Source organism: Candidatus Pelagibacter communis, from assembly GCF_001180025.1.
GTDB lineage: Bacteria > Pseudomonadota > Alphaproteobacteria > Pelagibacterales > Pelagibacteraceae > Pelagibacter > Pelagibacter ubique_A.
The window spans coordinates 45,208-68,109 of the sequence record NZ_CVSK01000030.1; the positions used below are offsets into that span (position 1 = coordinate 45,208).

Sequence of the window (22,902 nt, forward strand, 5' to 3'; positions counted from 1 at the left end):
AAAAAATTATCTTTTAGAGAATTGGAAGCTTCTTCTAGCTTTTCTTCTACCAGGTTTCTTTCTCTCAACTGCTCTTGAGTCTCTGGTAGTAAGTTTCTCTGTTTTTAAGGTGGCTTTTAGATTTTCATCAAATAATACTAAAGCTTTTGAAATACCATGAACCATAGCCCCTGCTTGGCCTGTAGGTCCACCTCCTTTTACGCTACATCTTACATCATAACCTGTAGCCTGATTAATAATCTCAAAAGGTCTTGTAATTTGCATTTTATGTGTTTCATCTGCAAAATATTCATTGAACAATTTACCGTTTACATAAATTTTACCAGAACCTTTTTTTAACCAAACTTTAGCAATTGAAGTTTTTCTTCTTCCGGTAGCATATTTGCTATCTTTAAAATCTAATTTTAATTTAGGTGATTTTGAGGTTGGTTGAGTATTTTCCATATTAGTTTCTAGCTATATTTTTACTATTTAATTTATCTAACTCAATAACTGTAGGATTTTGTGCAGAATGAGGATGATCATTACCCGCATAAATTTTTAATTTTGTTAATTGTTTTCTACCTAAAACTCCACCTGGCAACATTCTTTTAACTGCCATTTTCAGAGTTTCTCCAGGTTTTTTTTCGTGAAGTTTCTCAGGTGTTGTTACTTTAATTCCACCCGGGTGACCAGTGTGTCTGTAGTATTTTTTATCTTGAAATTTTTTTCCAGTAAATTTTGCTTGTTCAATATTTTTAACAACAACAAAGTCACCATCATCCATATGAGGAGTGTATGTAGTTTTATTCTTACCTCTTATGATGTTTGAAACTACAGTTGCTAATCTTCCTACTACTGCATTCTTTGCGTCTATTTCATACCAAGATGAAGTTAATTGGTCTTTTTTAGTGAATTTTGTCATTGTGCGAGGATTAATACTATTAATAATTACAAAGTCAATTTTATATTTAGCTTGAATTATGTAGCTTATATGCTAGAAATTACTCGCCGATTTGATCCTATTGCGGGCTTATAACTGCTAAAAAGGAATTTTTCACAACATAGCAAATTGGTAGGCATTTGAACTGTATTGTGCGCCTTACATAAAGTTAAAGCACTAAAAAAGGAGTAAAATGAATAAAAAAAGAAATAACCCTGAAACTATTGCCATACATGGTGGTGATTACAGGAGTGATCCAGCAACGAACGCAGTAGCCGTTCCTATTTATAGAACAACATCATACCAATTTAACAATACAGAGCACGCTGCTAACCTTTTCGCTCTTAAAGAATTTGGTAACATCTATACTCGTATAATGAACCCTACAAATGATGTCCTGGAAAAAAGAGTTGCCGCTCTTGAAGGAGGTCTATCATGTGTAACTGTATCCTCAGGTCAAACTGCTTCAACCTTTGCTGTATTAAATGTGGCCCAAGCCGGTGATAATATAGTAAGCTCAACTGATCTTTATGGTGGTACAGTATCTTTATTCACTCATACACTTAGCAAACTTGGGATAGAGATAAGATATGCAGATCCAAGCAATCCTGAAAACTTTGAAAAGTTAATAGATGATAAAACTAGAGCTTTTTACGGTGAAACCTTGCCAAATCCATATTTAAGAGTGTTTCCAATAAAGGAAGTTTCTGACATTGGAAGAAAATATAACATACCACTAATAATGGATAACACAGCTGCACCAGTAATATGCAGACCGATTGAACATGGAGCTGCAGTAGTAATTCACTCACTTACAAAATATATAGGTGGTCATGGTACAGCAGTTGCAGGGAGTATAGTTGATAGTGGTAACTTTGATTGGACCGCAGATCCCAAAAGACAACCTTTATTTAACGAACCTGATAATAGTTATGGTGGTGTAATTTGGGGAAAGGCTGTGCCAGAACTAACTGGTGCAAATGTACCATTTGCAGTTAGAGCTAGAGTCTGTTTATTAAGAGACTTGGGGTCAGCTCTGGCTCCAGATAATGCTTTTGCAATAATTCAAGGACTTGAAACGGTTGCTTTAAGAATGAGACAACATTGCGCTAACGCCGAGTATGTAGTTGATTTTCTTAAAAAACATAAAGAAGTTACAAAAGTTATTTATTCTACAGAACACGATAAACCTATTGCCGATAGAGCAAAAAAATATCTTAAAGGTGGAAATGGACCAATGATTGGTATCGAGCTTAAAGGAGGAATTGAAGCTGGTAAAAAATTTATCGAGTCTTTAAAAATGTTCTATCACGTAGCTAATATTGGTGATGCTAGAAGTTTAGCAATTCATCCAGCAAGTACAACTCATAGTCAATTAAATGAGAAAGAACTAGCTGCATCTGGTGTTACACAAAGTTATGTAAGGCTTTGTATCGGTATTGAGCACATCGATGATATTATTGAGGATCTTGATCAAGCATTGAATAAATCTTCAAAAGGTAATTTAAAAGCTGTTAGCTAATTTGAGTTTTAATGTCTACAAATAGGAACTAATAATTAGGCCCTTTATATTTTACAATATAAAGAAAATACAATGTTGAAAGTATTATTAAAATAGAATTTATCTGGTGTAGAGATGCATAAATCATTTTTACTCCAGATAAAATTGTAAGAACCCCCAAAACAATTTGTAACAATAAAGAAATTCCAATAATGAAGATTGGAATTCTTATATTTATATTTCCATTTTTTAAAACAAAATAAAGCATATAAAAATATATTATGACAATTAAATATGCTAAATTTCTATGAATAAATTGAACAAGTGATTGATCATCAAATACTGTGAGATTAAATAAATCATTGATTACACTGTCATCCGGAAAATATGATGAGCCCATTAAAGGCCAAGTATTATAAATTTTTCCTGCATCCATCCCGGACACAAAGGCTCCAATTATTAATTGTAAAAATAATAATAAAAGAAAAAATTTAATTGTGTTTAATTGAATATTAATATGATTAATTTTTATATCAGTAAGATTTAAATATTTCCAAAAAACTATAGACAAAATGATAAAAGCTGTAACTAAGTGTAGTGATAATCTATAATGACTAACATCAATTCTATCAATTAATCCACTTGATACCATGTACCATCCAATAAATCCTTGAAAGCACACCAAGAAAAAAATAATTGAATATTCTTTTAAAATCCAAAAACCATTTTTAATTGTAAAATAGATCATTGGAAAAAGAACAGTTAGCCCAATTAATCTTCCCAATTGACGATGCGCCCATTCCCACCAAAAAATAATTTTAAATTCATTTAAAGTCATATTAAAATTTTGCTCTTTAAATTCAGGTATTGTTTTATAGAGATCAAAATATTCTATCCATTTATCATTTGTTAAAGGGGGTAATGAGCCAATAAAAAGTTCCCAACTAGTTATAGATAGTCCAGAGTCAGTTAATCTAGTTAGACCCCCTACTAAAATAATAAGCACGATCATCACTAATAAAGTGATCATCCATATTTTTAATTGAGAATTTAAAGAATAATTCTGACTGTACATGATTAAATAAATATAATAATTATTAATTAAACCAATAAATTAAATGTCGCCTAAAAACAAAAAAAAATTAGAAATAATAAGATCTAAATTGGATAAGTTAGATAATAAGTTATTATCTTTAATTAAATATAGAACAAATCTTGTAAAAGAAGTTTTAAAGCTTAAAGAATTTAAAAAAGAAATAGTAGATAAAAAACGTATCAATTTTATACTTAAAAAAATCCACTCAAAATCTAAAAAACTAAAGATTGATCCTAAAATTACTAATCGTATATGGAAAAATATGATTTTATCATATATCGATTACGAAAAAAGAAACTTTAAAAAAAAATAATTACTTACTGTGTGGTGGAAGTTTTTTTTCTACAAACATTTCGTGTTTTCTAGTATCCGGATTGTATTTCTTTGCTGAAAGTTTAACTTTGGCCTTCTCACCTCCAGCAGGTTTTTTTAAATAATAGAAGTAAGGGCTATCAGGTTTAGCCTCCGGAACCATTCTTACTTTAACGTGCGTTTTTTTTGCCATTTTTTAATTCTTTTAATTTATTAGAAATTTTTAATAACTTGTTTCTTAAATTTTCAGTCCTTATAGATTTATCTGCAATTTCGTCAAGCTTTAAAGAATCTTCATTATTTAATATTTTTTTTACACCTTTTATTGTCATACCTTGATCTTTAAGTAAAAATTTAACTTTTTTAAGAAGATTTATTGTTTTTTCATCATAATATCTTCTATTAGAATTTAATATCTTTGGTTTAATTTGTTTAAATTGAGTTTCCCAAAATCTAATGACATGTGTCGGTAAAGCTCCTTTATCATTTGATTTAAGATTTAATATTCTAGCTACTTCACCAATAGTTTTGTAAGCGCTATTTGATTTATCCATTATCCTTTAAATTAACAAATTCTCTAAATTCCTTTGAAGGCTTAAACAATACAACATCTCTGCTTGAAATTACTTTTGCTTCTTTTGTCTTTGGATTTCTTCCGATCCTTGATTTTTTTTGTCTTATAGAAAAAGTACCAAATTTAGATAATTTTAATTTTTTTTCCTCTTTAATATTGGATACAATCGTTGATAAAAAATCTTCAATTAAATTTTCAGATATTTGTTTTGAAAAACCAAGCTGCATATAAACCAAATTAACTAAGTCTTTTTTAGTTAAATTAATTCTCATATTAAATATTTTGCTTAATCTTTTCTATCAAATTACCTTTTACAATTCTATGGCAAACATCTAAAGAGTTTGAAAAGCCTATATGGTCAGTACCTCCATGACTTTTAACAACTGGAGAGTCTAATCCAATAAATATAGCTCCGTTATACAATCTAGGATCTAGTCTTTTCTTAAATTTTTTTAAGTTTGAGATATTTAGCAAAGATGCAATTTTACCTACTAATGTACCAGTCATAGCATTTTTTAATTCACTTGTTATAAAATTCGCAGTCCCTTCGGCAGTTTTTAATGCGACGTTTCCAGTGAAACCATCCGAAATAATTACATTTACATCTCCGTCCATGAGATGGTTACCCTCAATATATCCGGCAAAATTATAATTATCTGATTTTTTTTCATTTAATAATTGATAAGTTTCTTTGATAGTTTCATTTCCTTTTAATTCCTCTGAACCAATATTTAATAAAGCAACATTAGGTTTATCATTTGGATAAAGTGAAGTGTACAATGAGGCTCCCATTATTGAAAAGTCTAATAGATTTTTTGAGCTACACTCAATATTAGCACCCAAATCTAATACAACACTCATTCCCTTTTTGTTTGGCCATAATGCAGACAAAGCTGGTTTGTCTATATTTTCTATCATTTTTAAATTTAATTTTGATACAACTAGTAAAGCTCCAGTATTCCCAGCCGATATAACAATATCTGTTTCTTTATCTTTAACACTTTGAATAGCAAGCCACATACTCGTATCTTTACCTCTTTTTGCACCCTCTAGAGGACTATCAGTGCTTTCAATTTTTTTTTCTGTATGAATTATTTCAAAAAATTCTGTAGGTATTTTTCCTTTAATTAAGGGATCTATCCTGTTCTTGTCCCCAAAAATTTTAAAAATATTATTTTTATTTTTAGAATGATTTAAAATAATACCATCTATTATTTTCTTTGGTGATCCATCACCACCCATTGCATCAACTGCAATTTTTATCAAATCTGACATTTTAATAGATTATTATATACTATTCTTTTGGGTCTAAAACTTGTCTTCCCTTATACATACCTGTTTTAAGGTCTAAATGATGAGAAAGTCTGTATTCTCCAGACTTTTTATCTTCAACTATATTTTTAGTTGAAAACTTCATAGTTTGAGCTCTTCTCATTCCAGTTCTGGAAGGGGTTTGTTTTCGTTTAGGTACAGCCATAATTATGGGTTACTTACACTTTTTAAGTAAGAATTCAAAGTTTTTTTTGATAATTTTGAGTTAAAATCATCAAAATATTCAAGTAATTCTTTATTATTTTGAAAATCACTTAAAAAAATAGAAATTTTTTTTAATTTGTCTGTTTTTGATAAATCATCCCAGAAGTGTATTTCAGAAAGCATGGAATGAAATAAATTAATGTAATTTTTCATTTTTTTATTTATAGACTGATCCCCATATCCTATTTCTCTAATACTCAACTCAAGTTGTCTAAAATTATAATCATAAATTTCTTGCAGAACTTTCTTATTTTCTTCATTTTTATAATTTTTCAAAAAAAAGGAAAAATGGAGTAAAAATAAGGTTAATCGGTCAGAAAAGTTATCTTCTCTTTCAAGATTTTTATATAAATCTTTATTTCTAGTGTAATTAATTAAATTATTATAAATATGTATATATTTTTCACTCATGAATAAAATATTATATATAATTTTGATATCTTTTGTAGTTTCAAATTGCTCATTTAAACCTGTTGTAAAACATCATGGTGTCCCTTTTTTAGAAAAAAAACAATTAGAACTTATAGTTAACGAAAGCAATAAGAACGATATTAGTAAAGTTTTAGGTAATCCTTCTACAACTAGTAAATTTGACAACGATGTATGGATTTATATTGAACGGAAACAAACCCAATCTAAGTTAAAAAATTTAGGTAGAATGAAAATTTTCAAGAATGATGTGTTGGTATTAGAGATAGATAATTTTGGAATTTTAAAGAAAAAAGAATTTTACAATATGGAAGACATGAAAAATATTAAGATTGAAGAGGCAACAACAAAATCTGGATTTAGAAGAAATTCATTTATATATGATTTTTTATCAAGTATGAGACAAAAAATGAATGACCCTCTTGGACAGAGGGCCAAAAAACGTAAAGAAATTAAGCAGCGATAACAGCTAACAATAATAACGCAACAATATTTGTAATTTTAATCATTGGATTAACAGCCGGTCCTGCGGTATCTTTATAAGGATCACCAACCGTATCACCGGTTACAGCTGCTTTGTGAGCCTCTGAACCTTTACCTCCATGATTCCCATCTTCAATATATTTTTTTGCATTATCCCAGGCACCACCACCAGCAGTCATTGAAACAGCTACAAAAAGTCCTGTAATAATGACTCCAAGTAACATTGCGCCTACTGCCGCTAAAGCAGCTACTTGACCACCTATTGATAGAATTATGAAATATAATACAACAGGAGAAAGAACCGGAAGCAACGACGGAATTATCATTTCTTTTATTGCTGCAACAGTTAATAAATCAACTAGTTTGGCATAATCAGGTTTTTGCTTTCTTTTCATAATACCAGGGTATTTTTTAAATTGTCTTCTCACTTCAACTACAACCGCACCACCTGCTCTTCCAACTGCTTGCATTCCCATTGAACCAAAAAGATAAGGCAACATTCCTCCGATTAATAAACCAACGACTACATATGGGTTAGATAAATCAAAAGTAACCACGATACCTTCTAATGCAGATCCTGCTTCTTTTGAAAAATGCTTGATGTCTTCAGTGTAAGCAGCGAATAAAACTAAAGCTCCTAAACCAGCAGAACCAATTGCATAACCTTTTGTAACAGCTTTTGTAGTGTTACCTACTGCATCTAAAGCATCAGTAGTTTTTCTAACTTTTTTATCAAGATTAGACATTTCAGCTATACCACCAGCATTATCAGTTACTGGTCCGTATGCATCTAATGCAACAACCATACCTGCTAGTGCAAGCATAGTAGTTACAGCAATTGCAATTCCAAAAAGTCCAGCAATAGAATTTGTAATTAGAATACCAGCTACAATTATCAACGCAGGAATAGCAGTTGCTTCCATAGAAACAGCTAACCCTTGAATAACGTTAGTACCATGACCAGTCGTTGATGATAAAGCAACAGATTTTACTGGTCTATAACTTGTTCCTGTATAGTATTCTGTAATCCAGATTAATAATCCCGTAATAACTAACCCTATAACACCACAATAATATAAATCCATTCCATTAAAAGTCTTATCATTAATTGTATATTCATTTGTAAAACCAATTACATGATCTGTAACAGGCCACAGTATTACTAGAGATGCAATTGCAGAAACAATAAATCCTTTATATAAAGCGTTCATAACGTTATTACTTTTTCCAAGTTTAACAAAAAATGTTCCTATAATAGATGTTAACAAACATGCAGCACCAATAGATAAAGGATAAATCATCATATTAAGATCACCAACAAAGAAAATTGAGGATAAAACCATTGTTGCAACAATTGTAACAGCATATGTTTCGAATAAATCAGCAGCCATACCAGCACAATCTCCTACATTGTCACCAACGTTATCTGCTATCACAGCAGGATTTCTAGGATCATCCTCTGGAATTCCAGCTTCAACTTTACCAACTAAGTCAGCACCTACGTCTGCACCTTTTGTAAAAATTCCACCACCTAATCTTGCAAAAATAGAAATTAGAGAAGCACCAAAACCTAATGCAACTAATGCATTAACTATTTCTCTTTCTTCAACATTAGATTTCAATAATATATAATAATAAACAGCTATAGCTAATAAAGCTAAACCAGCAACCAACATTCCAGTTACAGCTCCAGATTTAAAGGCAACTGAAAGACCTTGGGCTAAACCTTTTCTAGATGCTTCTGCTGTTCTTACGTTAGCTTCTACAGAAACTAACATTCCAACGTACCCTGCAATACCTGATAATGCAGCACCTATTAAATAACCAAGACCTACTAATGGACTAAATGCAATACTTACGATTACTAAAACTACAGCACCAACAATAGCAATAGTTTTATATTGTCTTGCTAAATATGCCTTTGCACCAATTTGAATTGCAGACGCAATATCTTGCATTTTTGCATTTCCTGCACTTGAATTAAGAATATTTTTTCCAGTTAAAAATCCATAAACGATAGATAATAAACCTGCTCCAATTGTATATAATAGTATTGTTTCGACTGTTCCGCTCATATTAACCTTAAGTTGTTGGTTGTTAAAATTTAAGCCCGCACAATACAAAAAAAGATAAAAAAGACAACGATTAACTTCTAAAACCGATGAATATAACCTTTAGATTTAGCTTGTATTTGCTTGCCTTTTGCATCGAATATCAAAGATCTACTTTTACCAGATACAATTTTACCAATTTTAGTTATTTTAATTCCAGTTGTTTTAGACGCTTTTTTAATGATTCTAGCTTTCTTAATATCTGCAGTAAACAATACCTGATAATCATCTCCATTAGAAATTAGATTAATTTTATTTAATTTTTGTTTTTTAATTAAATTACTCAATTTATTAGAAACAGGTATTTTATTTTCAAATAAGTGAAATGATAAACTTTGTCTATTAATCATTTTGGATAAATCATCGATTAATCCATCAGAAACATCAATAGAAGAATTAGCAAATTTTAATAAATATTTTGTTAAGTTTAAAGGTAACTCTGGTTTGTAATATTTATCTACAAAGAATAATTTATCTTTATTCTTAAATTTAGCCTTATTACTTAATGCTTTAAGTCCTAAATAACTATCTCCCAAATTTCCAGTAACATAAATATCATCATTTGATTTAGCTTTGTTACGATAAATTATTTTATTTGAGTACCCCATTGAGGTAATGGTAAAACTTAGTTTGTTTGAAAAGGTTGTGTCGCCACCACATAAATCTATACTAAATTTATTTTGTTCTGATTTGAGTGACTCTGAGATTTTATATAAATTTTTTTTTGTAAACGTTTTTTTATTACCTGAACCAGAAATAAAATAAAATTTTGGTTTAACACCTTTACAAATTAAATCAGAAATTGATGACCTTAATATTTTTTTAATTACTAGATCGGGAGATTTAAAATTCAAAAAATGTGTACCAATATTGTATGTATCTACAGATATAACAACACCTTTCTTTTTATCAAAAAAAACATCATCATTTAAATTAAGAGCGGATTTATTTTTTTTTGCTATTTTTAAAAAATAATTATTTATTAGATCAAATTCATGCATTGTTAGATCTTAATTTTTTTCCAACGTTATCTAATAAAGCATTAAGATACTTTGTTTGTGAATCTTCAAGAAAAAAATTAGATGAATTTAAATATTCTTTAATTATTATATTTATAGATAAATTTGGTTTATACATAAATTCATAAGTTGCTGCTTTTAAAATTGTTTGAAAAACTTTATCTAATTTATCAAATACAAATTCATCGCCCAATTTATTATTCAATTCATCTAAAATAAGATCATTTCTTTCTATTGTTCCTAAAACAATATCTTTAATAAATTTTTTAAATCTGTGTTTTGGAAAATCTAAGTCATCATCTTCATTATAAAATTTACCATATAATTTCTGAATAATTATAACTCTAGGGTTATTTTTTGGATTATAATGAGTTCTCATTTTTGAGATAAAACTGAGATTACAGCTTCAGCTGCTTCAGTGCCCTTTTTTCTTCTTGCTCTTGCTTGAGCCATATTTAGACAGGTAATTATTCCATTACCAATAGGTTTTTTACTATCTATAGATAATTTCATTATGGCATCTGTTGAAGCTTGAGAAATAAAATCAAAGTGTGGCGTTTGACCTTTAATTACACATCCTAGAGCTAAAAAACCATCATATTTTTTTAAATTTTTAGAAATTGTAACTGGTATTTCAAAAGCACCAGGTACTTTTATAATTTTTATTATATTTTTTTTTGGAATTACTTTTAAAGCGCTACTTATTAAACCATCAGCAATATCTTTATAATAATCTGCTACAACAATTAAATATTTTTTTTTCATCAAATTAATTCCTGTTTTGTAATTTTTATACCATAACCATCAAGACCAATAACTTTTTTTGGTGATTTAGTGATTAATATCATGTTTTTAATTTTTAAGTCTTTAATAATTTGAGCTCCAATACCATAATTTCTTATTAACTTGTCATTTCCCTTTTTATAAAAGTCTTTGTTTTTATAATCTTTTAAAGTCTGAGTTACTGATTTTAAATTTGAGTCTTTGATAAAAACTAAAACACAATTTTGATATTTTTTAAAATAATTTAAAGTCTTGTTAAATGAATTTGGTAGTGATTGATTTATTAGATAGTTTTGGACAACATTAGATGAAATTACTCTTACTCTTGGAGTAATACCTTTTTTTATTTTACCTTTTATTAATGCAAAGTGCTCTGAACCATCTAAAAGATTCTCATAAATTCTAATATTGTATTTTTGATTTTTTACATCAATCTTGCTTTGCTTTTTAAGTTTAATAAGTTTTTCTTTTTTTAGTCTATATGCGATCAGATCTTCTATCTTTCCAATTTTTAATTTATGTTTTTTTGCAAAATTGAATAAATCCTGACCTTTAGCCATTGTTCCATCTTCATTCATAATTTCACAAATTACAGCAGAGTTATTTTTTTTTGCTAATTTAGATATATCAACTGAAGCTTCAGTGTGACCAGCTCTAACAAGCACTCCACCATCTTTTGCGATAATTGGAAACACGTGACCAGGTGAAACAATCTCATTTTTATTTACATTTTTTTTTGAAGCAATTTTGATTGTTTTCGCTCTATCTTTAGCGGATATACCTGTTGTTATTCCTTTTTTTGCTTCAATAGAAATTGTAAATGCTGTCTTGTTTCTTGATTGATTTACTGGAGACATTAAAGATAAATTTAATTTTTTTGCTTGAAGTGAGTCAAGTGCTAAACAAATTAAACCTCGTCCATATTTTGCCATGAAGTTAATGTTTTTTGCATTTGAGTCTGATGTTGAAATAACTAAATCTCCTTCATTTTCTCTTTTTTCATCGTCTACTAAAATAAACATACCACCTTTTTTGGCTACGCTTATAATTGACTCTATTGAGGTAAAGTTATTTTTTTCCATTAAAATAGTTCCTAACGTATTTAGACAAGATATCTATCTCTATGTTGACTAAACTAGATTTTTTTAAAGTTGATAAATTCGTCTCTTTGTAGGTGTGAGGAATAATCCAAATTTGGAATCCTTTTTTAGTCACTTTTGAAATTGTAAGAGAGATGCCATTCACACAGATTGATGCTTTTTCTATTAAGTGTTTTCTTTCCTTTTTAGGTAAATCAAAGTCAAAAAGAAATGATTTATCTATTTTTTTAATACTTAATACTTTACCAACAGTATCAACATGTCCTTGACAAATATGTCCTGAAATTTTTGTCCCATATTTTAAAGGTAATTCTAAGTTTATTTTGTCTTTTATTTTTAAAAATTTGAATTTTGATCGAATTATCGTTTCTTTCGAAAGATAAAATTCCATAATTTTAGATTTATATGAAATTAAAGTTAGACAAACACCATCACAGGCAACAGACAAACCCATGTCTTTGTTAGATACTTTAACATTACTTTTAACAAAAATGTTAAGACCTTTGGGTCTTTTAATAATTTTAGTAATAGTACCTTGGTTATAAATTATTCCATTAAACATTTTTTCTAACTATATAGTGTTATTCTGTCTTTTCGTAAATTGAGATTTAGATTAATTTTTGTTTTATATTTTTGATTCAATACATTTTGACTACTAAATTTCAAATATTCGAAGTTTTTAGAGAGATTTTTTGGACTTTTATACAAATAAAATTTATTAAAAATTTTATTCTTAATCAGTGAATTTGTTAATTTATCTCCTCCTTCAATTAGTAAATTTCTGCATCCATAATTATGTAATTTTTTCAAAATTAATTTAATGTCAAATCTGTTATTTCGATCAATTCGAGATTTAATTAGATGAATTCCTTTTCTTTTAAATTTTGAAATTTTTAATTTGTTTGCTTTATTATAAAAAATTATAGTATTTTTGTTATTAGAGGTTTTTATTATATAACTGTTTATTTTAGAATTTAACATGTTATCTAAAATAATTCTTTTTGGAGAAAATTTTTCAAAACCCTTCAAACGACAATTTAATTTTGGATCATCTTTATTAAGTGTTTTGTGAGTAATCATCAAACAATCATTTTGATATCTCAACATATGTGTAAATTGATCTGAATAAGAATTTGTAATCTTTTTCTGGTTCTTGCTGTAAATAATATTGTTTTTTGAAATAGCTATTTTGCCAGTAACAAAGGGTAATTTTTTCTTTCTATTAAAAAAATAAGGCAAATAAAAACTTTCAATTTTGCTTTTTAATAAACCTTTTTTTACAATTATTTTTTTTGACTTTAAAATTTTAAAACTTTTATTTCTTACTCTTTTATCTATGTCGGTAACTGCATATATAACCTCTGAAATTCTAGATTTTATTATCGCGTCAGTACATGGTGGTGTTAATCCATGATGACAACATGGCTCTAAAGTAACATACATTTTTGAGCCTTCTAATTTTTCAAAACTATTTTTAATCGCGTTTAATTCAGCGTGTGGTCTTCCATTAAATGAGGTTTGTCCTATGGAAATAATTTTATCATTTTTGACAATAACACAGCCTACAGAAGGATTTGATCCGGTCTGTCCATGACGAGATTTAGCCAAGTCCAAGGCTAATTCCATGTAAAATTTATCTTTTGATGAAAATTTATCTTTTTTTGTAGACATCAAGCTTGTCCACGAATTGTACGAAATCTTTTTCTTCTCTAAAATTTCTGTATACAGATGCAAATCTTACATATCCAACTGGGTCTAAATCTTTTAATCCATCCATAACCATTGTCCCAATTGTATTAGTAGATATTTCACTTTGGCCAAGTTCTTCCAAAGATCTTGAAATATTACTTATGAATTTTTCTATTGTTTCTGTATCAATAGGTCTTTTTTTAAGAGCAATATAAATAGATTTAGATAACTTATCTCTATCAAATCCTGATTTTCTTCCATTTTTTTTAACAACCATTAGCTCTCTGAATTGTACTCTTTCAAAAGTTGTAAAACGAGCTCCGCAGACGCATAGTCTTCTTCTTCTTATAGCTGTGCCATCTTCAGTTGGTCTAGAGTCGACAACAGAGGTCTCCCCTTTTTTGCATATTGAACAAATCATCTATTATAAGTTCTTATATATCGGAAATGATGAAGTTAAAGAAATAACTTCATTTTTTACTTCGTTTTCTATTTTGCTATTGTCTGTTGGGTTTTCAGATAAACCTTTTAGAGTTTTTGTTATTAATTCACCTACCGTTTTAAACTCATTTAACCCAAATCCACGAGTTGTAGCCGCTTGAGTTCCTAATCTTATTCCAGATGTAATCATTGGTTTTTCTGTATCAAATGGAATACCATTTTTATTACATGTAATGTTTGCTCTAGACAAACTCTCTGCTGCAAGATTTCCTTTTACATTGTAGGGTCTCAAATCAACCAACATCAAATGTGTATCTGTTCCATCTGAATAAATTTTAAAACCATTATTTTTTAAGGTTTCTGCTAACATTTTTGCGTTTGCTAAAACAGATTTAATGTAATCTTGAAATTCTGGTTGTAGCGCTTCAAGAAAGCCAGCTGCTTTTGCCGCAATAATATGCATTAAAGGTCCTCCCTGGTAACCAGGAAAAACGGCTGTGTTAAATTTTTTAGCAAGATCTTCATGATTAGTTAAAATTATTCCTCCTCTTGCGCTTCTAAATACTTTATGAGTTGTTGAAGTAACCACATGAGCATAGTCACATGGATTAGGGTATCCTTTACCAGCAACTAATCCAGAGAAGTGAGCCATATCAACCATTAGATATGCTCCAACTTTATCTGCTATTTCTCTAAATCTTTTAAAGTCAATTACTCTCGAATAAGCACTTCCGCCTGCAATGATTAGTTTAGGTTTATGTTCTAATGCAAGTTTTTCAACATTATCATAATCTATCAACTCAGATTTTTTGTCTACATCATAACCTATAGCGTTAAACCATTTACCAGACATTGAAATTTTTAATCCATGAGTAATGTGACCACCTGAATTTAAACTCATACCCATGAACGTATCACCTGGGCTTAACAGGGCTAAAAACACTGCTCCATTAGCTTGTGCACCTGAGTGTGGTTGAGCATTTGCAAATTTACAATTAAATAATTTTTTTAATCTTTCAATAGCAAGGTTTTCTGCTACATCAACATGTTCGCAACCATTATAATATCTTTTACCAGGATAACCTTCAGCATATTTGTTAGTTAAAACTGATCCTTGTGCTTCTAATACTGCTTGAGATACTATATTTTCAGATGCAATTAGCTCTATATGTTGTTGCTGTCTAATTAATTCATCTTTTATAGCTTTATAAAGCTCTGGATCTTTTACAGATAAACTATCCTCAAAAAAACTTTTATAACTATCGTTTAAATAACTTTTTTCGCTCGACATAATTATATTTTCTTAACCCTTCTCAAGTGTCTTCCACCGTCAAATTTTGTATTTAAAAAAACACTTACAAATTTCAAAGCATTTTTTTTAGTTATTAACCTTGACCCTAATGTAATGATGTTTGCATCGTTATGCAATCTGGATAATTTCGTTGATTTTATATTAAAACATTGTGCAGCGCGAATATTTTTATGCTTATTTGCCGCAATATTCATACCGGTTCCAGATCCACACACTAAAATACCAACATTTCTCTTATTAACTTTAACTTTTTTTGCAACTTTATGGGCATAGTCAGGATAATCAACACTACTATCATCTTTTGGACCCAGGTCCTCAAATTTAACTTTTTTATTTTTTAAATAATTTTTAATTATTTCTTTTAATTTAAATCCAGCGTGATCTGATGAAATAAATATTTTTTTCAAATTAGTTAAATTTATAATCTAAAACACAAGCAACCAAATGTATTCTATTCTCTTCTCCACCATTAAATGCATTGTGATACTTGGTATTATTTGTAATCCAAACAGAACCATCAGCAGGCATATGTTTCGCAACGTTATCAATAACCATGATGCAGCCAGGATTAGTAATTAAAGGTATGTGTAATCTCGGCTCAGGATCTCTATGCCAGCTTAAAGTTGATCTTGGCTCTTTTAAAAGAATTCTTACTCTACCAAGTTTATATCTGGATGAAAGAGTGTCATATACTTCTTTAAAATAAGTATTTTCATAATCTTTTATAAATTCTGAATATAATGACTCATCAAGTGTCTCATCTCTAACAACTTCTTTTCCTGATTTATCAGGTTTTGTCCAATATACTCCTCTAGCCTTGTTACCTTTAATTGAGTCTGGGTCACCAGGTATTTGAGTTAATGATATCGCTCCAAAGTGTGTTACACCAGCATCTTCAAATTTTTTAATTTTAACTATTTGTTGATAAGCCTCTTGTAATTTTTCAATATCAAATTTGATATCTTGCTTTTGGAAATCACTAAAGTCTAAAACTCTATCTTCCTTTTTGACATTTAAATCTATTACTTTTGTATTTTCTATCGTCATCTTGATTGCTTTCTACCCTTTTTTTTGTATATGTGTATATTACATTTGTCGCAATTTAAAAGTAAATTAAAACATGATTATTGGTAAATATCCCAATCTTAGACTTAGAAGAACTAGAAAAGAATCTTGGTCAAGAAGACTGATTCAAGAAAATACTTTAAGTCCAAATGACTTTATATTACCTATTTTTTTAATAGAAGGATCTAATAAACGGCAAACAATTTCATCTATGCCGGGTGTATACAGGTATACTATTAATAGATTGAGCCAAATAGTAGACAGAGCAATAAAAAAGAAAATACCAATGGTTGCACTTTTTCCAAAAACCCAAAATGTACGTAAAGATGAATTGGGTACAGAATCACTTAATGAAAAAAATTTAGTTTGTAGAGCAATAAAAGAAATTAAAAAAAGATACAAAAATCAAATAGGTATTATGTGTGACGTAGCATTAGATCCCTACACATCACATGGTCATGACGGTTTAATAAAATCTAACACAATACTTAATGACGAAACTATTGAGGTTCTTATTAATCAATCTTTACTTCAAGCAGAGATGGGTTGTGATGTACTGGCTCCTTCAGACATGATGGATGGTAGAATAGGTAAAATTAGAAAAGCTTTAGATAAAAATAAATTCCAAAATGTTCAAATATTATCTTATGCAGCAAAATATGCTTCAAGTTTTTATGGACCTTTTAGAGATGCAGTCGGTTCTAAAGGCTCGTTAAAAGGAGACAAAAAAACTTATCAGATGGATTATAGAAATTCTGATGAAGCTTTAAGAGAAGTTGCGTTAGATATTAAAGAAGGTGCTGATATGGTAATGGTTAAACCAGGTATGCCCTACTTAGACATAATAAAATCAATAAAAGAAAAATTTAAATTACCTGTATTTGCCTATCAAGTATCAGGAGAATACAGCTTAATTCAAACAGCGATAACGAAAAAAATAATTAATAAAGATGCTGTATATGAAAGCTTAGTTGCTTTTAAGAGAGCTGGTGCCAATGCTATAGTAAGTTATTACGCTGATAGAATTGATAAAATAATAAAATAATTATTTTAACGTATTTAAGAATAACAACCTGCTATTTGGATAATTTAAATTATTTGGTCTTAATATAGTTTTGTCTAAATAATCGCCTACTAATTTCAAACCGTTCAATAAAGTACTAAGATCATTAACTTCTATATCTTTTTCAATCAAAAAATTAGGTACATATTTTTTTTCATTTAAAGAACTTGCATAATATACAGTTTTGTTGCCTTCTAAATCTTTTTCAACTAAATTTTCAAGAGCTAAGTCGTATCCTAATATTTTAAGTAACTCCAATTCCCAAAATATATATTTTTTTATCCAATCTTTTTCTTTTAAAATTAAAAATAAATTTTGAATTATAAAATAAACTTTATCGTTAGATTGAGACTCTGCTGTTAATATTTTAATTAAATTCATTGCGGATGTAATACAAGACAACTTTTGTTTATGATCAAAGTATAATGGTGTATAGGCATTTAAAATTTCAATTTTAAAATAACCTATTCTGTTTTCATTTTTAGAATTGTAATTAACATGAAGTTTATTACCAATCTGAAGATAATTTTTGATTTTTTTTGAAGTACCACCAAATATAATTCCAGATATCTTTCCTTTATCTTTTGTAAATAATTCAGCAATTAATGAATTTTCATTATATCTATTTTTACCTATTAAAAATCCTTCGTCTGACCAATTCATTTTTTATTTGTAATTTTTAAACATTCTAGAGCAGCATTTTGTTCAGCTTCTTTCTTTGATTTTCCAGTAGCTGTAAAATATTTTGTATTGGGCAATTTTACTCCTACTTTAAATATAGGTTTGTGTCTTGGACCTGTATTTGAAATTAATTTATAAGTAGGTAATTTTTTAAAGTTTTTTAAAGTTAATTCCTGTAACTTTGTTTTTGCATCTATTTCTGTAACTACACTTTTTTCAATATGATCTTGCCACAAGTTTAAAATTGTTTTTTCAACAATTGCAAAACCTTTATCAAGATAAATAGCACCGATTAATGCTTCACAGCTATCAGATATAATTTTGTCCTCAATTTTTATTTTTTTATTTTTGGGATTAAATGTTTTTACATAACTAGCTAAATTGATTTTTTTTGCTATATCCAGACAAGTTTTTTTATTCACTAACGATGCAAATTTTTTATCAAGAATACCTTCTTTTTCTCCTGGATAAATTTCTAAAAGTTTTTTTGCTATCACTAAACCAAGAACTCTATCACCCAGGAACTCTATCTTTTCATTATTTTCATTTGGATTAAAGCTTTTATGTGTGAGGGCTTGAACAAGCAGATCTTTATTTTTAAATTTTAAATCAATTTTTTTTTCTAAACTTTGATAGTTAATTTTCATTAATTAATTTTATTAAAGGTTCTATTAAATCTTATTGACTTATGCCATTTCCAAAATTCAATAAAACTTCCTATTCTTTTATCTGAAGAGAAAAATATAAATTGAGCTTTTCCTACTAAATTATCTTTATGTACATATCCAACACTTGTTAAATATCTGCTATCTTTAGAACAATCTCTGTTATCTCCTAAAAAGAAATAATGGTCTTTTGGCACAGTAAACACATCAGAATTTTGATATGTATAATCTTTTAAATAAACAGTATGATATTTTTTACCATTTGAAAGTTTTTCTTCAAATCTATAAACATCAATATTTTTGTCACCACAGAAAATTGTAGTTTTGTTATTAATTTTAGATTTAAGAATTTCAGAATTATTTAAATATAAATTAGAGTCTATAAATTGAATTTTATCACCAGGTAAACCAATTAATCTTTTTATGTAATCTGTTCGATTATCTGCTGGTGTTTTAAATACAATTACATCACCTCTTTCAGGACTACTAAACATAATTCTTTTGTTTAATATTGGAGGACTAAAAGGAAATGAGTGTTTGCTATATCCATAAGTATATTTTGTTACAAACAACCTATCGCCTACTAATAAAGTTGGTTCCATAGATGATGATGGAATATAAAATGGCTGTACTAAAAGTGATCTAATTATAACTGCAATTATTAATGCATAAATTAAAGTTTTTATATTTTCTGAAAAAAAATTTTTATCTAATTTCACGATGTTTGAATAATTGCAAATGCTGTTGAATAATTTTTTTCATCCGAAATTGATAAAAAACATTTAAAATTTTTGATTTTAAAGTTCTTTTGGACGATTTTTGTAATTTTTTTATTTTTAACGTAATAAGGCTTGCCCTTTTTGTCATTAACAACTTCTATATCTTTAAAATTTAAATTCATATGAAAACCTGTGCCAAGAGCTTTAGAAAATGCTTCTTTTGCAGCAAATCTCTTCGAAAAAAAAGCTACTTTATTATTTACAACATTAGATTGTTTCAATTCTTTAATTGAATAAATTCTTTTTTTAAATAAAGGATTTTTAATCGATTTTTGAATTCTTTTATTTTCAACAATATCAACACCAATACCAAGAATTTTCATTTATCTTTTTATAATTTTTTTTAAATTTTTAATTACTTTTGAAAGTCCATCAAATATTGACTCCCCAATTATAAAATGTCCAATATTATACTCCTCAATATCTATTATTTTTGTTAACATTTTGGTAGTTTTATAGTCTAAACCATGACCAGCATGAACTTCTATATTTAAACTTGATGCTAATTTTGCACTTTTTTTAATTCTGTTTAATTCACTAGAATAATTTTTTTTTGATTTAACTAGGTTTGCTAGTTTTCCAGTATGTATTTCAATACAATCAGCATTTAATTTTTTAGCAAGTCTAATGTCATTTGGTGAAGGGTTAATGAATAAACTTGTTCTTATCTTAGCTTTTTTAAATTTTTTAATTATTTTCTCTAATTTATTAAGATTTTTTTTTATATTTAAACCTCCCTCAGTAGTAATTTCTTTTCTATTTTCTGGAACTAAACAGATAAAATTTGGTTTTATCTTAAGTGCTTTATTAACAATTTCTTTATTCATAGAAATTTCAAGATTTACAAGCACATTTTTTAAACCACATATTTTTTTTGCGTCAATATCATTGATATGTCTTCTATCTTCTCTTAAATGAATTGTAACAGAATCGGCTCCATAACTAATAACCTTTTTAGCTGCGTATAATGGATCTGGATGTTTCTCTCCACGTGCGTTTCGTAAAGTTGCAATATGATCTATATTTACACCTAACCTTTTCACTTAATAAATCTGCTTCCTGGAGTTGTTATTGGTATAGATTTAAGTTCTGGAGGTAATTTATTTGCTTTATAAGTTGGAACATCAATTTTTAAATGAGATGTTATTCCAGTTTTTATTTTTAAAGATTGTTTAGTTGATCGATCAATAATAGATGCAAATCCAATTAATTTTGCTTTTGATTTTTTTATTAACTTTACACACTCTAAACTTGATTTTCCTGTAGTGATTACATCTTCTATAATTAATACTCTTGCACCTTTTTTAATATTAAAACCTCTTCTAAGAGTAAATTTACCATTTACTCTTTCACAAAAAATTGTTTCTTTTTTAAGCAGTTTTCCTATTTCATATCCAATAATTACCCCACCCATTGCAGGAGCTAAAATTAAATCAATTTTTTTAAATTTTTTTTTAATTTTATTTGCTAAAGATTTACAAATTTTATCAGCTAAATTAGGGAAACTTAAAAGTTTTGCACACTGAATATATTTTGAAGAATGTAGACCTGAGGATAGAACAAAGTGACCTTCTAATAATGCATTAGTTTTTTTTAAAATATTTAAGGATTTTTTGTGTGAAAGCATTTCTTTTTTCTTCGTGTCTTATTATTTTAAATTTTATACTCTTTTGTTTTAGCTCTGCAATAAAATTAGTAAAATTCTTAAGATTTCTAATAATTAATTTAAATTTAAAATTAATATAATTAGGATTTTTACCAACCATTTCTAAATTGGATATATTTAATTTATGACTTCCAATGAGTGAGCTTATATCTCCTAATTGACCTGGCTTATCAGGTAATGACATCCATAGAGTAGTGTTATATTTTTTGGTTTTTTCCTCTTTTTGCTCTCCTTTATCATGCCAATATCTTCTTATTGCCGCTCTAGCTTTACCTGTTTTAGTTGTTGGTATCCAGTGAAGTGACGGTGAATTATTTTTAGATGTTATAATATTTACTCGATCTCCATTTCTTAAAATAGTTTGTAATTCACTTTTATTTCCATTAATTTCACAACCAACTGCTGAATTACCAATTTTAGTATGAACAGCATATGCAAAATCTATGGCGGTTGCGTCTTTAGGTAATTTAATTACTGAACCTTTTGGTGTGAAACAAAATACGTTTTCTTGAAACATTTGTAGTTTTGTATACTCATATGAGTCTTCAGGGTTTTCATTTTTTTCTATAATCTCAACAAGATCTTTTAACCAATCATACTCCTTCCAACTTAAAGAATTAAATTTTTCAGATGACTTATACTGCCAATGAGATGCGACACCTCTTTCTGCAAATTCGTGCATTTCATGTGTTCTAATTTGAATTTCTATTGGTTTTTTATTTGAACCAATTACAGAAGTATGAATAGATTTATAACCATTGATTTTTGGAGATGAAATATAATCTTTAAATTTTCCCGGTATACAATTCCATTTTTTATGAAAAATCCCGAGAGTTTTGTAACAATCGTCTACGTTTTTTAAAATTATCCTAAATCCAATAATGTCTGTTATTTGTTCAAGTGAAACCCTTTTTTTTTGAACCTTTCTCCAAATCGAAAAAGGTGTTTTTTCTCTACCATGAATCTCTGCATTAATTTCATTATCATTCAATATTTCACTTAACTCAAAAGATTGTTCTTCAAATAAATCTTTTCTATCCAATTTTATTTCATCAAGTCTTTTTTTTATTAATTTTCTTGCATCATTATTTAAAATTTCAAAAGATAAATCCTCAAGTTCGTCTCTTATTCTATGCATTCCCATTCTATCAGCTAATGGAGCATAAATTTCCATAGTTTCTTGAGCTATCCTTTTTCTTTTTTCTTCTTTTGTAATTGCTTTAATAGTCCTCATATTATGTAGTCGATCAGCAATTTTCACTAATAGAACTCTGATGTCTTTTGATGTTGCTAAAATTAATTTTCTGAAATTCTCAACTTTAGAATTAGCTCCAGCTGAATTTTCAAATGCTGAAATTTTAGTTACACCATCAACTAAATCAGCAACCTCATCTCCAAATTCTTGTTTAATAGTTTCATAAGTTGCGAAAGTATCTTCTATAGTGTCATGCAATAGACCAGTTGTAATTGTAGCGCTATCTAATTTTAATTCAGTTAAAATATTTGCAACCTCAATTGGGTGAACAGAATAAGGATCACCCGAAGCTCTTTTTTGACTCTTATGCGCTTTAACAGCAAAATTATATGCTTTATCCAATTTTTCAGGATTAAGAAATTTATTGTAATCCTTAACTTTATTTATAAGTTCATTTGAATTAAGCATAATTAATATTAT

The 22,902-nt window shown here is 28.2% G+C and carries 31 protein-coding genes and 1 riboswitch; of the genes, 4 read left to right on the forward strand and 27 right to left on the reverse strand.

Features of this window, described 5'->3' with window-relative positions; translation table 11 throughout:
• Positions 1-6: 6 nt before the first annotated feature.
• Both rpsI and rplM read right to left on the reverse strand, forming a co-directional pair.
• A complete protein-coding gene (rpsI, locus tag AMN83_RS00685; RefSeq protein WP_075503502.1) occupies positions 7-444 on the reverse strand; it encodes a 30S ribosomal protein S9 in 438 nt (145 codons plus the stop codon).
• Position 445: 1 nt separating this feature from the next.
• Positions 446-904 carry a 50S ribosomal protein L13 gene (gene rplM, locus AMN83_RS00690; protein ID WP_075503504.1) on the reverse strand — a complete coding sequence of 153 codons (459 nt, stop codon included), beginning with the start codon at positions 902-904 and terminating at the stop codon, positions 446-448.
• A 143-nt stretch (positions 905-1,047) separates the two neighbouring features.
• Positions 1,048-1,114: riboswitch (SAM riboswitch) on the forward strand.
• Between the two features lies 1 nt (position 1,115).
• Here rplM and AMN83_RS00695 point away from each other — a divergent pair.
• Positions 1,116-2,444: an O-acetylhomoserine aminocarboxypropyltransferase/cysteine synthase family protein gene (locus AMN83_RS00695; protein ID WP_075503505.1), complete on the forward strand. Its 1,329-nt coding sequence runs from the start codon at positions 1,116-1,118 to the stop codon at positions 2,442-2,444.
• A gap of 28 nt (positions 2,445-2,472) precedes the next feature.
• Here the strand turns inward: AMN83_RS00695 and AMN83_RS00700 are convergent, their stop codons facing one another.
• Complete coding sequence (locus AMN83_RS00700) at positions 2,473-3,498, reverse strand: COX15/CtaA family protein (protein WP_075503507.1); 1,026 nt, start codon at positions 3,496-3,498, stop codon at positions 2,473-2,475.
• 43 nt (positions 3,499-3,541) lie between these two features.
• Between AMN83_RS00700 and AMN83_RS00705 the strand changes: the two genes are divergently transcribed.
• Positions 3,542-3,832 carry a chorismate mutase gene (locus AMN83_RS00705; protein ID WP_023853781.1) on the forward strand — a complete coding sequence of 97 codons (291 nt, stop codon included), beginning with the start codon at positions 3,542-3,544 and terminating at the stop codon, positions 3,830-3,832.
• On the opposite strand, the gene AMN83_RS00710 is transcribed toward AMN83_RS00705, so the two are convergent.
• From AMN83_RS00710 to AMN83_RS00735, 6 genes are read right to left on the reverse strand one after another with little or no spacing between them, the layout of a single operon-like run.
• Positions 3,833-4,024 (reverse strand): 50S ribosomal protein L33, encoded by a 192-nt coding sequence (locus AMN83_RS00710; protein WP_075503509.1) that lies wholly within the window; start codon positions 4,022-4,024, stop codon positions 3,833-3,835.
• Positions 4,002-4,385, reverse strand: a complete 384-nt coding sequence (locus AMN83_RS00715; RefSeq protein ID WP_075503511.1) for a MerR family transcriptional regulator — start codon at positions 4,383-4,385, stop codon at positions 4,002-4,004. Before AMN83_RS00715 ends, AMN83_RS00710 begins: the two co-directional genes overlap by 23 nt.
• Entirely contained in the window at positions 4,378-4,677 is a 300-nt protein-coding gene (locus AMN83_RS00720) for an HU family DNA-binding protein (RefSeq protein ID WP_075503512.1), read from the reverse strand. Before AMN83_RS00720 ends, AMN83_RS00715 begins: the two co-directional genes overlap by 8 nt.
• Position 4,678: 1 nt before the next feature.
• The gene (gene plsX / locus AMN83_RS00725) at positions 4,679-5,680 is read right to left on the reverse strand and encodes a phosphate acyltransferase PlsX (RefSeq protein ID WP_075503514.1); all 1,002 of its coding nucleotides are present in this window, start codon (positions 5,678-5,680) and stop codon (positions 4,679-4,681) included.
• Positions 5,681-5,699: 19 nt separating this feature from the next.
• On the reverse strand, positions 5,700-5,882 hold the full coding sequence (gene rpmF / locus AMN83_RS00730; protein WP_023853776.1) for a 50S ribosomal protein L32: 183 nt from the start codon (positions 5,880-5,882) through the stop codon (positions 5,700-5,702).
• A 2-nt stretch (positions 5,883-5,884) separates the two neighbouring features.
• Positions 5,885-6,352 carry a ubiquinol-cytochrome C chaperone family protein gene (locus tag AMN83_RS00735; RefSeq protein WP_075503516.1) on the reverse strand — a complete coding sequence of 156 codons (468 nt, stop codon included), beginning with the start codon at positions 6,350-6,352 and terminating at the stop codon, positions 5,885-5,887.
• On the opposite strand from AMN83_RS00735, the gene bamE reads away from it, so the two are divergent.
• Complete coding sequence (bamE, locus tag AMN83_RS00740; protein ID WP_075503518.1) at positions 6,351-6,836, forward strand: outer membrane protein assembly factor BamE domain-containing protein; 486 nt, start codon at positions 6,351-6,353, stop codon at positions 6,834-6,836. The genes AMN83_RS00735 and bamE overlap by 2 nt on opposite strands.
• Here bamE and AMN83_RS00745 read toward each other — a convergent pair.
• From AMN83_RS00745 to AMN83_RS00795, 11 genes are all read right to left on the reverse strand, one after another.
• Positions 6,823-8,928 carry a sodium-translocating pyrophosphatase gene (locus tag AMN83_RS00745; RefSeq protein WP_075503519.1) on the reverse strand — a complete coding sequence of 702 codons (2,106 nt, stop codon included), beginning with the start codon at positions 8,926-8,928 and terminating at the stop codon, positions 6,823-6,825. The genes bamE and AMN83_RS00745 overlap by 14 nt on opposite strands.
• Positions 8,929-9,005: 77 nt before the next feature.
• Entirely contained in the window at positions 9,006-9,965 is a 960-nt protein-coding gene (gene thiL / locus AMN83_RS00750) for a thiamine-phosphate kinase (RefSeq protein ID WP_075503521.1), read from the reverse strand.
• Entirely contained in the window at positions 9,958-10,362 is a 405-nt protein-coding gene (locus AMN83_RS00755; RefSeq protein ID WP_075503522.1) for a transcription antitermination factor NusB, read from the reverse strand. Before AMN83_RS00755 ends, thiL begins: the two co-directional genes overlap by 8 nt.
• Positions 10,359-10,748: a 6,7-dimethyl-8-ribityllumazine synthase gene (gene ribH, locus AMN83_RS00760; RefSeq protein ID WP_075503524.1), complete on the reverse strand. Its 390-nt coding sequence runs from the start codon at positions 10,746-10,748 to the stop codon at positions 10,359-10,361. The genes AMN83_RS00755 and ribH overlap by 4 nt, the downstream gene beginning before the upstream one ends.
• A complete protein-coding gene (gene ribB / locus AMN83_RS00765) occupies positions 10,748-11,848 on the reverse strand; it encodes a 3,4-dihydroxy-2-butanone-4-phosphate synthase (protein ID WP_075503526.1) in 1,101 nt (366 codons plus the stop codon). The genes ribH and ribB overlap by 1 nt, the downstream gene beginning before the upstream one ends.
• A complete protein-coding gene (locus AMN83_RS00770; RefSeq protein WP_075503529.1) occupies positions 11,835-12,428 on the reverse strand; it encodes a riboflavin synthase in 594 nt (197 codons plus the stop codon). Before AMN83_RS00770 ends, ribB begins: the two co-directional genes overlap by 14 nt.
• 5 nt (positions 12,429-12,433) lie before the next feature.
• Positions 12,434-13,537 carry a bifunctional diaminohydroxyphosphoribosylaminopyrimidine deaminase/5-amino-6-(5-phosphoribosylamino)uracil reductase RibD gene (gene ribD / locus AMN83_RS00775; protein WP_075503531.1) on the reverse strand — a complete coding sequence of 368 codons (1,104 nt, stop codon included), beginning with the start codon at positions 13,535-13,537 and terminating at the stop codon, positions 12,434-12,436.
• Complete coding sequence (gene nrdR / locus AMN83_RS00780; protein ID WP_072090630.1) at positions 13,518-13,976, reverse strand: transcriptional regulator NrdR; 459 nt, start codon at positions 13,974-13,976, stop codon at positions 13,518-13,520. The genes ribD and nrdR overlap by 20 nt, the downstream gene beginning before the upstream one ends.
• A gap of 3 nt (positions 13,977-13,979) precedes the next feature.
• Positions 13,980-15,287, reverse strand: a complete 1,308-nt coding sequence (gene glyA / locus AMN83_RS00785; RefSeq protein WP_075503533.1) for a serine hydroxymethyltransferase — start codon at positions 15,285-15,287, stop codon at positions 13,980-13,982.
• 2 nt (positions 15,288-15,289) lie between these two features.
• Positions 15,290-15,715, reverse strand: coding sequence for a ribose 5-phosphate isomerase B (gene rpiB / locus AMN83_RS00790; RefSeq protein ID WP_075503535.1), 426 nt, complete (start codon positions 15,713-15,715; stop codon positions 15,290-15,292).
• A gap of 1 nt (position 15,716) precedes the next feature.
• Complete coding sequence (locus AMN83_RS00795; RefSeq protein ID WP_075503537.1) at positions 15,717-16,355, reverse strand: aspartyl/asparaginyl beta-hydroxylase domain-containing protein; 639 nt, start codon at positions 16,353-16,355, stop codon at positions 15,717-15,719.
• 73 nt (positions 16,356-16,428) lie between these two features.
• Here AMN83_RS00795 and hemB point away from each other — a divergent pair, with 73 nt between their 5' ends.
• Positions 16,429-17,418 (forward strand): porphobilinogen synthase, encoded by a 990-nt coding sequence (hemB, locus tag AMN83_RS00800; RefSeq protein ID WP_075503539.1) that lies wholly within the window; start codon positions 16,429-16,431, stop codon positions 17,416-17,418.
• Here hemB and recO read toward each other — a convergent pair whose 3' ends face one another.
• The 7 genes from recO to AMN83_RS00835 are packed head-to-tail and all read right to left on the reverse strand — an operon-like array spanning position 17,419 to position 22,890.
• Positions 17,419-18,099, reverse strand: coding sequence for a DNA repair protein RecO (recO, locus tag AMN83_RS00805; protein WP_075503541.1), 681 nt, complete (start codon positions 18,097-18,099; stop codon positions 17,419-17,421). It lies immediately after the preceding gene.
• Entirely contained in the window at positions 18,096-18,764 is a 669-nt protein-coding gene (gene rnc, locus AMN83_RS00810) for a ribonuclease III (protein WP_075503543.1), read from the reverse strand. The genes recO and rnc overlap by 4 nt, the downstream gene beginning before the upstream one ends.
• Complete coding sequence (lepB, locus tag AMN83_RS00815) at positions 18,764-19,501, reverse strand: signal peptidase I (RefSeq protein WP_075503545.1); 738 nt, start codon at positions 19,499-19,501, stop codon at positions 18,764-18,766. The genes rnc and lepB overlap by 1 nt, the downstream gene beginning before the upstream one ends.
• Positions 19,498-19,884, reverse strand: coding sequence for a holo-ACP synthase (acpS, locus tag AMN83_RS00820; protein WP_075503547.1), 387 nt, complete (start codon positions 19,882-19,884; stop codon positions 19,498-19,500). Before acpS ends, lepB begins: the two co-directional genes overlap by 4 nt.
• Complete coding sequence (locus AMN83_RS00825; RefSeq protein ID WP_075503549.1) at positions 19,885-20,604, reverse strand: pyridoxine 5'-phosphate synthase; 720 nt, start codon at positions 20,602-20,604, stop codon at positions 19,885-19,887.
• Complete coding sequence (gene pyrE / locus AMN83_RS00830) at positions 20,601-21,188, reverse strand: orotate phosphoribosyltransferase (RefSeq protein ID WP_075503551.1); 588 nt, start codon at positions 21,186-21,188, stop codon at positions 20,601-20,603. Before pyrE ends, AMN83_RS00825 begins: the two co-directional genes overlap by 4 nt.
• On the reverse strand, positions 21,145-22,890 hold the full coding sequence (locus AMN83_RS00835; protein ID WP_075503553.1) for a RelA/SpoT family protein: 1,746 nt from the start codon (positions 22,888-22,890) through the stop codon (positions 21,145-21,147). Before AMN83_RS00835 ends, pyrE begins: the two co-directional genes overlap by 44 nt.
• Positions 22,891-22,902 lie beyond the last annotated feature (12 nt).